The following is a 12,259-nucleotide window of genomic DNA, read 5'->3' as shown; positions in this document are numbered from 1 at the left end:
ATGAATTTCCGTTCCGCCGCCACCGCCCTGGCCGCCACCCTGGTGGTGGGCCTGGCTTCCGCCCAGACGCCGCTGCCGACCCCGGCCACGCCGACGCCTGCCGCCGCTGCCGCCCCGGCCACTGTTGCCACTCCGCCGGCGCCCGCGCCCAGCGTGTCCAAGGCCTGGGTGCTGATTGATTACGCCACCGGCCAGGTGCTGGCCGGTGAAAACATCAACGAACAGCTGGCTCCGGCCAGCATCACCAAGGTGATGACGTCCTACGTGATCGCTGCCGAGGTCAAGAACGGCAAGGTCCGTGCGGATGACCAGGTGATGATGAGCGAGCGCGCCTGGCGCGAAGGTGGCGCGGGTACCGATGGCAGCTACAGCGGCTTCCCGGTCAACCAGACCGCGCGCCTGGAAGACATGGAAAAGGGCATGGCGATCCAGTCCGGCAATGACGCCGCGATCGCCCTGGCCGAACACGTGGCTGGCAGCGAGGAAGCCTTTGCTTCGCTGATGAACAGCTATGCCGCCAAGATCGGCATGAAGAATTCGCACTTCGTCAACGCCCATGGCCTGACCGCTCCGGGTCACCACAGCAGCGCCTACGATCTGGCACTGCTGGGCCGCGCGATGGTGCGCGATTACCCGGAAACCTACGCGTACAACAAGATCAAGGAATTCCAGGTCGGCAACATCAAGCAGCCGAACCGCAACCTGCTGCTGTGGCGCGATGGCAGCGTGGACGGCATCAAGACCGGTCACACCTCGGAAGCCGGTTACTGCCTGATGAGCTCGGCCCAGCGTGGTGACCAGCGTCTGGTGGCCGTGGTGCTGGGCGGCCAGTCGGAAAAGCAGCGTGCCGATGACAGCCTGGCCCTGCTGAACTGGGGCTTCCGCTTCTTCGAGACCCACCGTCTGTACGAGCCGGGCAAGGCCGTGGCCGAGCACAAGGTCTGGAAGGGCACCACCGACAAGGTGCAGCTGGGCGTGGCCCAGCCGATGCTGGTGAGCGTGCCGCGCGGCCGCTACAACGACCTGAAGCCGAGCATCGATGTGCCCAAGACCCTGGAAGCACCGTTCACCGCCGGCCAGCAGATCGGCACCGTGAAGGTGATGCTGGATGGCAAGCTGGTGGCCGAAGCGCCGCTGGTGGCGGTGGCTGCCGTTGAACAGGCCGGTTTCTTCAAGCGCCTGTGGGACAGCTTCTGGATGTGGTGGGAATCGGAATGATCCACGCCACGGCGTGGTGATCGAAAAGGCCGGCAAATGCCGGCCTTTTCCGTTTCGGGATGCCGGCTCCGCATGATTCCCGCCGGATTTGGGTAGTGCCGGCCGCTGGCCGGCTCCTCATGAACCCATCCGGATATGCCGGCAGCCGGCCAGCGGCCGGCACTCCCATCAGCGCTTCGCTTACAGCGATCGGCTGATGGTGAAGCTGCCGAACACCGGTGCTTCGCGCTGGCCGTTGAACTCGCGCGTGCTGTGGTAACGCGCCGCGGCGAACTTCCAGCGTCCGTACATCACGGCCACGCCATAGCCGCCGTAGGCCACCACATGGCGCTTGTCCACGCTGTGACTGTTGCGGAACGTGTTGCCATCCAGCGTGATGTCGCGGATCACCCAGGCAGCGTCCGAGGTCGCGAACAGGTGCCAGGACCAGCCATTGGGCCGTCCGCCGCGGGTCGGTGCAGTGTTCTCACCGGCCGGGCGCAACGGCGTGCTGCCGAAGTCGTCCGGCAGCTTCCAGCCGAAGCGCACTTCACCGCCGAGGTTGGCCTTGGTTTCCAGGTTGCCGATCGACCCACCGTAGTGGCTGATCGCGTCCCAACCCCAGCCATCGGCATTGACGCTGGCATCGCCCGGCCAGCGGCGCATGCGCTCATGGGTCAGCATGAACAGGGGCTCGTTGTGCAGCTGGTTGTCCCAGCCCTTGAATTTCTCGTCGCCCAGCACTTCGTGCACGGCATTCTGCACCTGCTTGCCCTGTGCCCACGGGCCGACCACGCCCAGCGTCAGCTGGGTGGTTTGCAGGCGGTCGCCGCTGCGCGCATTGAAACCGAAGTTTGCGATCAGTACGCCGGCGTAAGGACGGTCGTCCTCGATCAGGTCCCTGCGGCTGAAATCGGTCGGGGTGAAGATGCCCTGGCCGATGCTGAAGATCATGTTCTGCTGTTCGAACTTGCCCGGATGCAGCCCTTCCAGGTACTGGTTCACCCAGCGCGCCATGCGCGGCAGGCAGGGGTCGTCGGTGTAATCGACCAGATTGGGCGAGACCAGGGTCAACAGTGCACCGTTGGTGTAGCCCTGGTCCTGGTGGCGGCCGCCGAACAGGTCATTGTCGACGCGGAAATTGATCTGCGGCGGGTGGTCGCGCATCGCGTCCGGGCCACATTGTTCGGCCGCCTGGGCGGCGAGGGGGAGGGCAGCAGCCAGCAGGCCGGACAGCCCGAGGGCTGCAAGGCGGCGTTGGGAAGGGGGGCTCATGGGAGAAGTTGTTTCTGTCTGTCGTTATATGCTGCGACACGGTACTCGCGCGAACGTGATGGAACGAGCGCGTTCGAATCACTTGTCTGTTCCGAAAACGACATTGTCTCGTGAAGACAATCCTGCACCGTCCTGCGGCGCCCCATGGGGCAACGGCCAATACTGAACGGCCGTTCAGCTGCAACGCAGCGACTCACCGGTGCACTGTTTGACGTTGATGAATACTCTTGGGTTTGTTGCCCTGCGGCCCGATAATGGGGGGCATGGAAATCAAGTCCGACAACCCCGACCACGGCTTCCAGTTCCCCGGCCAGTTCGAGCTCAGTGCCATGGGCCCGGCCAACCGCGGCCTGGAACATGAGCTTCCCCGCCTGCTGCTGGCTGCCGGCATCGATGTGGTGAACGAACGCATCAGCTGGAAGCATTCCACCAACGGCAAGTACGTCTCCGTCCGCATCGTGTTCAAGGCCGAAAGCCGCGAACAGTACGATCTGGCGCACCAGGCGCTGCGCGACCACCCGGAAGTGAAGTGGACGCTGTAGCCGACAGCTGCCCGGCCGAAGCCGCCCCGGAAGACCGCGCGCCGCGTCCGGCGCTGGTCCGCGACCTTGGCCGCCAGGCCTATGAACCGGTGTGGCGCGCCATGCAGCGCTTCACTGACCAGCGCAGCGAGGCCGACGCCGATGAGCTGTGGGTGGTCGAGCACGACCCGGTATTCACCCTGGGCCAGGCCGGCAAGGACGAGCACGTGCTGGCGCCGGGCGAGATCCCGGTGCTGCACGTGGACCGTGGCGGCCAGGTGACCTATCACGGCCCCGGCCAGCTGGTGGTCTATCCGCTGCTGCGCCTGCCACGGCTGGGCATCGGTGTGCGCGACTACGTGTGCCGCATCGAGCAGGCCATCATCGATACCCTGGCCGAGTGGAACATCGGCGCCGAACGCCGCGAGGGCGCCCCGGGCGTCTACGTCGGTGGCGCCAAGATCGCCGCGCTCGGCATCCGCGTGCGCCGCGGCTGTACCTTCCATGGCCTGGCCTTCAACGTGGCCATGGACCTGGAGCCTTTCCACCGTATCAACCCCTGTGGCTATCAGGGGTTGCAGGTGACCTCGGTAGTAGACTTGGGCGGGCCCTCCGGGATGGAGGCCGTCAAGCCGGTGCTGCTGGACCACCTGGCCCGCCAGTTCGGCCTGCTGCTGCAGCCCACGCCCGAACTGCCTGATCTTTCTGCGGCCGCCTGACCGCCCCCCGGAACTGCCATGACTGAAACCACCGCCCGTTCCATTCCCCTGCAGATCGTGCAGGGCGACTCTCCGTCCGCCGCGCCGTTGCAGGCCGGGGTCAAGCAGCTGGGCGGTGACAAGATCAACCGCTCGCCGGTGCAGTTCGCCGACGCGCCGGTGCTGCGCAAGCCGTCCTGGATCCGCGTGCGCATTCCCTCGGGCAATGCCGTGCAGAACCTGAAGGCCAAGCTGCGCGAGAACCGCCTGGTGACCGTGTGCGAGGAAGCCAGCTGCCCGAACATCCACGAGTGCTTCGGTCACGGCACCGCCACCTTCATGATCCTGGGCGAGGTCTGCACCCGCCGCTGCTCGTTCTGCGACGTGGCACACGGCCGACCGAAGCCGCCCGATGCCAACGAGCCGGCCAGCCTGGGCCAGACCGTGGCCGACATGGGCCTGAAGTACGTGGTGGTGACCAGCGTCGACCGCGATGACCTGCGCGACGGCGGTGCACAGCACTTCGTCGACTGCATCACCGCCATCCGCGCGAAGTCGCCGGGCACCCGCATCGAAGTGCTGACCCCGGACTTCCGCGGCAAGGGCCGCATGGAGCGCGCGCTGGAGATCCTGGCGCAGAACCCGCCGGATGTGTTCAACCACAACATCGAAACCGTGCCGGACCTGTACCGCAACGTGCGCCCGGGTGCGGACTACCAGTGGTCGCTGAACCTGCTGAAGAACTTCAAGGCGCAGCACCCGGACGTGCCGACCAAGAGCGGCATCATGCTGGGCCTGGGTGAAGAGTTCGAACAGATCAAGGCCACCATGCGCGACCTGCGCGCGCACGACGTGGACATGATCACCATCGGCCAGTACCTGCAGCCGACCGCGCACCACCACCCGGTGCTGAAGTACTGGACCCCCGAGGACTACAAGGCGCTGGAAGACTACGGCTACGAGCTGGGCTTCAGCCACGTGGCCTCCGGCCCGATGGTGCGCTCGTCGTACCACGCCGACGTGCAGGCCAAGGGCGCCGGCGTCCGGTAAGCGGTTGCGCGATGCGCGCTACCGCTTCCCACGCTGCGCTGCGCACACCGTGGGCCCCGGCTTACCACCACCCACACCCCCGCCGCTTCGCGGCCGCCCCCTGACTCAGGGGGCTTGCAACCCCATGCCCTCTGCAACCGGACAGACGGCACCGCTGGGTGCGCCGCTCTTCAGCCATTCACAATTTGCTACACCGGCCCCGCTAGGCTGGTTTTCCACCGAGCGCGGCCGGGTGACAAACCCGGCAACTTTCGGCACTGTCGTGGTGTCTTAACACCCCGCAGTCTCCCCCTTGGCAAGGCGCCTTCGAGCACGTCAATGAAATTCAAAGCCCCCGCATTCCTGATGGCCCTGGCGCTGGTCGCGCCGCTGGCGCTGGCGGCCAAGGCCGACTCGCCGGCATTGCCCGCCGCGGCAACCGCCGATCAGGTGACCACCTCCAAGCTGGTGTACGGCCTGCTGTCCGACAGCCGTTACGCCTACCGCCCGCGCGCGCTGGACGAGGCCACCTCCAAGGACGTGTTCAAGCGCTACCTGGAGACGCTGGACGGCGGCAAGCAGTACTTCACCCAGGCCGACGTGGCGCGCTTCGCGCCGTTTGAAGCCAACATCTCCTCGGCCATCCGTGGCGGCGAGCTGGAGCCGGCGTTCCAGGTGTTCGCGGTCTACAAGCAGCGCGTTGGCGAACGTGTGGCCTATGCGCGCAAGCTGCTCAAGCAGGAGCCGGACTTCACCACCGACGAGCGCTTCGAATACGACCGCAAGAAGGTGCCGTGGGCGGCCAGCAGCGCCGAACTGGATGAGCTGTGGCGCAAGTCGGTGAAGAACGACTGGCTGCGCCTGAAGCTGGCCGGCAAGAAGCCGGATGACATCCGCAAGACGCTGGACAAGCGCTACGCGACGCTGGAGAAGTCGGTCAATGAACTGAAGGGCGAAGACGTCTTCCAGTTCTTCATGAATTCGTACACCAGTGCCGTCGATCCGCACACGGACTACTTCACCCCGCGCACCGCCGAGAACTTCAACCAGGCGATGTCGCTGTCGCTGGAAGGCATCGGTGCGCAGCTGCAGCGCCAGGATGACGTGGTGGTGATCCGCGAGATCATCGCCGGTGGCCCGGCCGCGGTGGATGGCACGCTGAAGCCGGGTGACCGTATCGTCGGCGTCGGCCAGGGCAAGTCCGGCCTGGTCGAGGATGTGATCGGCTGGCGTATCGACGATGTCGTGGCCAAGATCCGTGGCGCCAAGGACACCCAGGTCAAGCTGGAATTCATTCCGGCTGCCGAAGGTGCCGACGGCAAGCACCACACCCTGGTGCTGACCCGTCAGAAGGTGCGCCTGGCCGAGCAGGCCGCCAAGGGCGAGACCATGACCATTCCGGCCGCCAATGGCGAACCGGCGCGCAAGGTCGGCGTGATCAAGCTGCCGACCTTCTACCAGGACTTCGAAGGCCGTCGCCGCAATGCGGCCGACTACGCTTCGGCCACCCGCGACGTGGCCAAGCTGCTGGCTGGCTTCAAGAACGACAAGCTGGACGGCGTGGTGCTGGATCTGCGCAACAACGGCGGTGGTTCGCTGGATGAAGCCATTGAATTGACCGGCCTGTTCATCGAACAGGGTCCGGTGGTGCAGGTGCGCGAGTCCGGTGGCCGCGTCACCGTCAACAGCGACCGCAACCAGGGCGTGGCATGGGATGGCCCGCTGGCGGTGCTGATCAACCGCGGTTCGGCCTCGGCTTCGGAAATCTTCGCCGGTGCCATCCAGGACTACGGTCGTGGCCTGGTGATCGGTGAGACCAGCTTCGGCAAGGGCACCGTGCAGAACATCGTCGACCTTGACCGGTGGCCGAGTGGCGAGACCCAGCGCTTCGGCCAGGTCAAGCTGACCATCGCCCAGTTCTTCCGCATCAGCGGCAGCAGCACCCAGCACAAGGGTGTGGTGCCGGACCTGGCCTTCCCGGCCAGCGTCGATGCCACCGAGTTCGGCGAGAGCACCTACGACAACGCGCTGCCGTGGACCCGCATCGCTGCCGTGCCGCACACCCAGTACGGCAACTTCGCGCCGTTGCTGCCGAAGCTGGAAACCCGCCATGACGCGCGCATTGCCGCCGACAAGGAATTCCAGTGGTGGAACGAGGACGTGGAGCAGTTCCGCACCGAGGCCGCGAAGAAGTACATCTCGCTCAACGAGGCCACCCGCCGCGCCGAGCGTGAGCGCCAGGACACCCAGCGCAAGGAGCGCCAGGCGATGCGCAAGGAACTGGGCCTGGCCCTGGACCCGCTGGCCGATGACAGCAACGACGACGGCCTGACAGGCAACGAGCGCGACATCGTCAAGGATGCCGCCCGCGAGAAGGCTGCCGAGAAGCGTCCGGACCCGCTGCTGCGCGAGTCGGCCTCGATCCTGGCCGATGCGGTGAACCTGCTGGCCAATGACCGCCCGCTGTCGGCGCAGGTGCTGCCGCAGTCGACCGGCGCCGGTCGCTGGGCGGACTGAGCCGGCGACGGCATGTGATACCCGAGGGGCCGGCATTGCCGGCCCCTTTCTGTTTGGGGAGCTCGTTCACGGTGGCACTGGGCCATGCCCGGCGAGCGAAGTGCCACAAACGACTTAATCCCCTCCGTCCCCTTTTACGTGCATGAACCGGCAGCAACGCGGTGGCCCGGTCACGCCGGTTTCGACCTGCCGCACACGGCCGCGGGACTACCCTTGGCGGTACCGTCCTCGCAGGAGTACCCATGCGGGCCTCCCGTCTTTCCAGTGCTGTTGTGGTGCTTGGCAGCGCCCTGATCCTGTCGGCCTGTGGTGGCCGCGCCGCCGACAGCACGTTGCTGCGCGAATCCTTCGATTCCGGCGACACGTTCTCGCGGACCGTCGATGGCCGCCCGGGTGAAGCCTGTGAAGCCGCGCGACGCACCCTGCTCAGCCAGGGCTATGCCATCGCTCGTGCCGATGACGCACAGGTGGAAGGCAACAAGAACTTCCAGCCGCGCGAAGACGACCACGAGCAGCTGGTGTTGCGCATCTCCTGCGCGCCGCGTGGCAACCAGACGCTGGTATTCGTCAGTGCGGTGCAGGACCGCTATGCGCTGAAGAAGAGCCCGACGTCAGCCAGTGTCGGCGTCGGTGCGCTGGGCTCGGTATCGCTTCCGTTCGGCAGCAATGACGACTCATTGGTGAAAGTGGCGAGCAGCACGGTCACCGACGCCGATTTCTATCGCCGCTTCTTCCAGCGCCTGCAGCAGTACCTGCCGCCGGCTGCGGGCACGCCATCGCCGTTGCCGCCGCCACCCGTTGCAGCTCCTGAGCCCGCACCGGCCCGCACGGACCAGGGCTGAACGTGCACGGCGGGTTGATGGGCGCGGCCCTGTTGCTGGCGCCCGTGCTGGGCATGGCGGCCACACCGGCCGACTGTACGCAGGGGCTGCTGCAGCGGCTGGGCTGGCGTTTCGATGAAGCCGCGCTCGGTACGCCGCAGGTGCACGGCGGCGCGGTGTGTACGCGTGCGTCGCTGGCCGAGGCGCAGGCTGCCGGCGATCTGCACGTGCGCTGGCCGGCAGACATGCCCGCTGCAGCGCGCCAGGCGTTGCTGCAGCAGCTGCTGGACGATCCGGCCACGGTCTGCGCCTATGCCTTCCAGTTGGGCGCAGCCACGCAACGCGCGACCTCGGCATTGCAGGCCAATACGCGCTTCCGCTTTTCCGGCCCGCAGCTGGGCTGGATCGGCTTCGGCCTGCAGGGCCCACGCGCGCAAGGCTGGCAGCGCACGCGCAGTTTTGGCCGTGGCTTCGTGCCCAGCGCGGGCAACAGTGAGGCACTGCAGTCGTTCTACAGCGGTGCGGTGCGTGCCGAGTGCGGGGTCGGTCGCCAGGTCGCGCAGCTGGCCACCCAGCGCGAGCTGTATGGCGATGCGGCATTCGACGCCGGATTCGCGGCGGATGAACTGTCGATCGGTACGTTCCTCGCGCTGCACGATACCGACAGCATCCTGCTTGGCGCACACGCCGGTGACTTCTTCGCCGATGGCAAGGCGGTGCGTACCTCAGCGATGGGACGGCAGGCCTTCGTCGGCGTGCCTGGTTTCATCGAGCACGTGTATGACAAGAGCACGCTGGACGATCTGAGCAACCAGGCCGAGAACTTCGTGGTGGTCGACGTGGGTGCGGACGCTGCGCAGGCATTGGCCACGCATGGTGGCCTGGCCTGGTATGACCAGCGCAATACTGAACTTTGGACGCTGGCGCAGCGTATCCCGCGCATCGGCCAGCGCTACTTCGAGCGCCTGCTGTTCGAGCGCGACCCGGACCTTCGTGCACGGCTGGAACCGCGCTACCACGCCACGCTGGCACGCATGGACCAGCTGCTGGACGATCCGTTCTACCAGCAGTTCGCGATCTATGTGCATCCGCGCGGTATACGTCCCATCGGCTACCACATCGCCCGCCTGCTCGATCGCAATCCGCGAACACCGTTTTCGATCGACCTGGCGGTGCACAATCTGCATACCACGCTCTACCGGCGTTGGCGCGAGGCGCAGCTGCGCCACTGCGCGGCTACCGGCAGGCCAGGCAGCCTGACCCTAGACCCCAACTGAAGGTGAAACAATGGATATTGCAATGATCGGCCTCGGCCGCATGGGCGCCAACATGGCCCAGCGCCTGCATCGCGGTGGCCACCGCGTGGTCGGCTACGACCCGGGCGAAGGTGCCCGCCAGCGCGCCGCCGAGGCCGGCCTGGAGGTGGTCGATTCGCTGGCCGCCGCAGTTGCCGCGCTGCCGGTGCCGCGCGTGGTGTGGCTGATGGTGCCGGCCGGCGAAACCGTCGACCAGACCCTGGGCCAGCTGACCCCGCACCTGGCCGAGGGTGACATCGTCATCGACGGCGGCAACTCCAACTACCAGGACTCGATCCGTCGCGCCAAGGCGCTGGCCGAAGACGACCTGGGCTACGTCGACTGCGGCACCAGCGGTGGCGTGTGGGGCCTGCAGGAAGGCTACAGCCTGATGGTCGGTGGCGAAGCGTCGGTGGTAGAGCAGATTGCACCGCTGCTGCGCACGCTGGCACCGGCCGAGGACCGTGGCTGGGGTCGTGTCGGCCCGTCCGGCGCTGGCCACTTCACCAAGATGGTCCACAACGGCATCGAGTACGGAATGATGCAGGCCTACGCCGAAGGCTTCGCGCTGATGGAGCGCAAGCAGGAAATGGAACTGGACCTGGCCCAGGTCGCCGAAGTCTGGCGCCACGGCAGCGTGGTGCGCTCGTGGCTGCTGGACCTGAGCACCGAAGCCCTCAAGCGCAATCCGTCGCTGGATGGCATCGCGCCGTACGTGGAGGATTCCGGTGAAGGCCGCTGGACCGTGGCCGAAGCGATCGCGCTCGATGTGCCGGCACCGGTGATCACCCTGTCGCTGCTGGAACGCCTGCGCTCGCGCGAATCCAATTCGTTCACCGACCGCCTGCTGTCGGCGATGCGCAACGAGTTCGGCGGCCACGCGATCAAGAAGTCGTAAGCACCGATTGGCGTAGATCCACGCATGGCGTGGATCTACGTGTCGACCAAGGTCGACACCCACCAGGAGCCGGTCATGCCATCCTGCCATCTCGCGGATAGCCGGCTTTTGTTGTTGCTGTTGAGGTTGCCGGCCAGCGGCCGGCACTACCGCTTCTGCGGGTGCAGGGCGCAGCCCTGCCAATCACCCCAACGCGATTCGCCGCCCTTCGCGCGCACTGTCCATGCCAGCCTGCAGCAACCGCATCAGCTGCAGCGCCTGCACCGCGCTGACCGTCGCTTCGCCGTCGCCATGCATCGCCGCCGCGAACCGTGCATACAGCCGCCGGTAGTCGCCGGGCAGATTGTCGACCGTCGTGCGCTGCACGTTGTCTTCGGCATCGCAGCGCACCAGCTCACCATGCCGCGGATCGATGCCCCAGCCCGGCGCACCGGGTGCCACACCGCGGCGCAACTGTGCCTCCTGCACGTCCAGGCCGTGCTTGATCCAGCTGGCCTGGCTGCCATGCACGCTGAAGTGCGGCGTCTGCGCCGGCACCAGCGAACCGGAATGGATGATCGCGCGATGCCGCGGGTAGTGCAGTACCGCGTGGAAGTAATCGATGCCGCTGCCACCTTCGCGCTGCACGGCCAGATCGGCATCGATCGCCTCGGGCCAGCCGAACAGCACCAGCATCTGGTCCAGCAGGTGCGGGCCCAGGTCGTACCACAGGCCACTGCCAGGGCCGTCCTGCTCACGCCAGCGCTCACGCACCTGTGGCCGGTAGCGGTCGAAGTGCGCATGGCACTCGGCCACGTCGCCGAGCGTGCCTTCGGTCAGCAGCGCCTGCAGGGTGAGGAAATCCGCATCGAAGCGCCGGTTCTGGAACACGGTGGCGATGCGTCCGGCATCGCGTGCCGCAGCCAGTACCGCTTCGGCTTCAGCGACATCGAGCGCGAACGGCTTGTCGACCAGCACGTGCTTGCCGGCGGCCAGTGCCGCGATCGCAAGGGGGGCGTGCTGTTCGTTCGGTGTAGCGATCACCACCGCGTCCACCGCCGGGTCGTCGAACACCTCCTGCGGCGTGGCTCGCACGTGCACGTCGCTGAACGCGCGCAGCAGCGTGTCGCGCTGCGAGCTCACGATGCTGTGCAGTACCAGGCCCGGCGTGTGCTGGATCAGGGGCGCATGGAAGACGCGGCCAGCAAGGCCGTAGCCGATCAGGGCCAGATGCAGGTCGGGGCGCATGGCAGAGCTCCGGCAGTGGGGAAGGGCAGGGTAAACGACCCGCGACGACAACCCCAAACTGAACCGTTGCCGTTGAATGCGGGGCGATTCACGGCAGCGTGACCGCAGCGCCACGCGTGCTCTACGCCTGCTTGTCCAGACTGGCAGCACATTCCGCAGGAGTACGACACGATGAGCAATACGACCCGCACGCTGATTGCCTCGGCCCTTACGCTGGGCCTGGCGCTGTCCTCCTCGGCCGCATTCGCCAAGGATCCGGCCGCGAAGAGTCCTCCCAAGACCGATCATTCGGCAATGACCCACGCCGACCGCCATGATTCCAACGAGCCGGTGACCGACAGCTGGATCACCACCAAGGTGAAGGCTGATCTGCTGGCCAGCAGCAACGTTCCGGGCACGGAGATCAAGGTGGAAACGGTCAATGGCGTGGTCAGCCTCAGTGGCGCCGTGGCGACCCAGGCCGAGCATGACAAGGCGGTCACCACTGCCAAGGGCATCAAAGGCGTGACCCGCGTCGATGCCGCTGCATTGAAGGTCAGCGCTGCTGCCAAGCGCTGACCCCGATGGGCGCCCCGGCATGGGGCGCCCGCTGCCTGGGTAGAGTCGGGCTTGCTCGACTGCCCTTCGGGTTGCAGCCGAGCGTGGGCTCGGCTCTACAGCACCGGATTCCAAACCCGTTCAGCCAACCACGCTGGAAATTCCAGAGTTGTGACCGCCTGCGCTATATTGCCGGTTCCGCCGCAGTGGGGCCGGTAACGGCAGACGCTTTGCGGCCGTGCTG

The 12,259-nt window shown here is 66.6% G+C and carries 11 protein-coding genes; 9 read left to right on the top strand and 2 right to left on the bottom strand.

Annotation, left to right across the window (positions count from 1 at the left end; all coding sequences use genetic code 11):
• Entirely contained in the window at positions 1 to 1,218 is a 1,218-nt protein-coding gene (locus EKL94_RS13485; protein ID WP_126929467.1) for a D-alanyl-D-alanine carboxypeptidase family protein, read from the top strand.
• Between the two features lie 180 nt (positions 1,219 to 1,398).
• Here the strand turns inward: EKL94_RS13485 and EKL94_RS13480 are convergent, their stop codons facing one another.
• A complete protein-coding gene (locus EKL94_RS13480) occupies positions 1,399 to 2,472 on the bottom strand; it encodes a lipid A deacylase LpxR family protein (protein WP_126929466.1) in 1,074 nt (357 codons plus the stop codon).
• Between the two features lie 263 nt (positions 2,473 to 2,735).
• Between EKL94_RS13480 and EKL94_RS13475 the strand changes: the two genes are divergently transcribed.
• The 7 genes from EKL94_RS13475 (at position 2,736) to gnd (ending at position 10,251) form a co-directional block, all read left to right on the top strand.
• Positions 2,736 to 3,014, top strand: coding sequence for a YbeD family protein (locus tag EKL94_RS13475; RefSeq protein WP_126929465.1), 279 nt, complete (start codon positions 2,736 to 2,738; stop codon positions 3,012 to 3,014).
• Positions 3,002 to 3,712, top strand: a complete 711-nt coding sequence (lipB, locus tag EKL94_RS13470; RefSeq protein WP_032130311.1) for a lipoyl(octanoyl) transferase LipB — start codon at positions 3,002 to 3,004, stop codon at positions 3,710 to 3,712. The genes EKL94_RS13475 and lipB overlap by 13 nt, the downstream gene beginning before the upstream one ends.
• 18 nt (positions 3,713 to 3,730) lie before the next feature.
• Positions 3,731 to 4,741: a lipoyl synthase gene (lipA, locus tag EKL94_RS13465; protein WP_049442836.1), complete on the top strand. Its 1,011-nt coding sequence runs from the start codon at positions 3,731 to 3,733 to the stop codon at positions 4,739 to 4,741.
• Positions 4,742 to 5,059: 318 nt separating this feature from the next.
• Complete coding sequence (locus tag EKL94_RS13460) at positions 5,060 to 7,237, top strand: carboxy terminal-processing peptidase (RefSeq protein ID WP_126929464.1); 2,178 nt, start codon at positions 5,060 to 5,062, stop codon at positions 7,235 to 7,237.
• A 242-nt stretch (positions 7,238 to 7,479) separates the two neighbouring features.
• A complete protein-coding gene (locus EKL94_RS13455) occupies positions 7,480 to 8,079 on the top strand; it encodes a DUF2242 domain-containing protein (protein ID WP_126929463.1) in 600 nt (199 codons plus the stop codon).
• Between the two features lie 17 nt (positions 8,080 to 8,096).
• On the top strand, positions 8,097 to 9,335 hold the full coding sequence (locus tag EKL94_RS13450; RefSeq protein ID WP_126929462.1) for a hypothetical protein: 1,239 nt from the start codon (positions 8,097 to 8,099) through the stop codon (positions 9,333 to 9,335).
• A gap of 10 nt (positions 9,336 to 9,345) precedes the next feature.
• Positions 9,346 to 10,251 carry a phosphogluconate dehydrogenase (NAD(+)-dependent, decarboxylating) gene (gene gnd / locus EKL94_RS13445; RefSeq protein ID WP_014648435.1) on the top strand — a complete coding sequence of 302 codons (906 nt, stop codon included), beginning with the start codon at positions 9,346 to 9,348 and terminating at the stop codon, positions 10,249 to 10,251.
• Between the two features lie 183 nt (positions 10,252 to 10,434).
• Here gnd and EKL94_RS13440 read toward each other — a convergent pair whose 3' ends face one another.
• Positions 10,435 to 11,478, bottom strand: a complete 1,044-nt coding sequence (locus tag EKL94_RS13440) for an oxidoreductase (RefSeq protein WP_126929461.1) — start codon at positions 11,476 to 11,478, stop codon at positions 10,435 to 10,437.
• 171 nt (positions 11,479 to 11,649) lie between these two features.
• Here EKL94_RS13440 and EKL94_RS13435 point away from each other — a divergent pair, with 171 nt between their 5' ends.
• Positions 11,650 to 12,036, top strand: a complete 387-nt coding sequence (locus EKL94_RS13435) for a BON domain-containing protein (protein WP_126929460.1) — start codon at positions 11,650 to 11,652, stop codon at positions 12,034 to 12,036.
• The last annotated feature ends 223 nt before the right edge of the window (positions 12,037 to 12,259 follow it).

It is taken from the genome of Stenotrophomonas maltophilia (genome assembly GCF_003970865.1).
GTDB lineage: Bacteria > Pseudomonadota > Gammaproteobacteria > Xanthomonadales > Xanthomonadaceae > Stenotrophomonas > Stenotrophomonas maltophilia_AR.
The sequence above is the reverse complement of the archived record's forward strand: the minus strand, read 5'-3'. Positions and strand labels throughout refer to the sequence as shown.

Bases quoted from the DNA above. Each gene is read 5' to 3' on its own strand.
- EKL94_RS13485 (WP_126929467.1), top strand. From the start codon at position 1: ATGAATTTCCGTTCCGCCGCCACCGCCCTGGCCGCCACCCTGGTGGTG.
- EKL94_RS13480 (WP_126929466.1), bottom strand. From the start codon at position 2,472: ATGAGCCCCCCTTCCCAACGCCGCCTTGCAGCCCTCGGGCTGTCCGGC.
- EKL94_RS13475 (WP_126929465.1), top strand. From the start codon at position 2,736: ATGGAAATCAAGTCCGACAACCCCGACCACGGCTTCCAGTTCCCCGGC.
- lipA (WP_049442836.1), top strand. From the start codon at position 3,731: ATGACTGAAACCACCGCCCGTTCCATTCCCCTGCAGATCGTGCAGGGC.
- EKL94_RS13460 (WP_126929464.1), top strand. From the start codon at position 5,060: ATGAAATTCAAAGCCCCCGCATTCCTGATGGCCCTGGCGCTGGTCGCG.
- EKL94_RS13455 (WP_126929463.1), top strand. From the start codon at position 7,480: ATGCGGGCCTCCCGTCTTTCCAGTGCTGTTGTGGTGCTTGGCAGCGCC.
- EKL94_RS13450 (WP_126929462.1), top strand. From the start codon at position 8,097: ATGGGCGCGGCCCTGTTGCTGGCGCCCGTGCTGGGCATGGCGGCCACA.
- gnd (WP_014648435.1), top strand. From the start codon at position 9,346: ATGGATATTGCAATGATCGGCCTCGGCCGCATGGGCGCCAACATGGCC.
- EKL94_RS13440 (WP_126929461.1), bottom strand. From the start codon at position 11,478: ATGCGCCCCGACCTGCATCTGGCCCTGATCGGCTACGGCCTTGCTGGC.
- EKL94_RS13435 (WP_126929460.1), top strand. From the start codon at position 11,650: ATGAGCAATACGACCCGCACGCTGATTGCCTCGGCCCTTACGCTGGGC.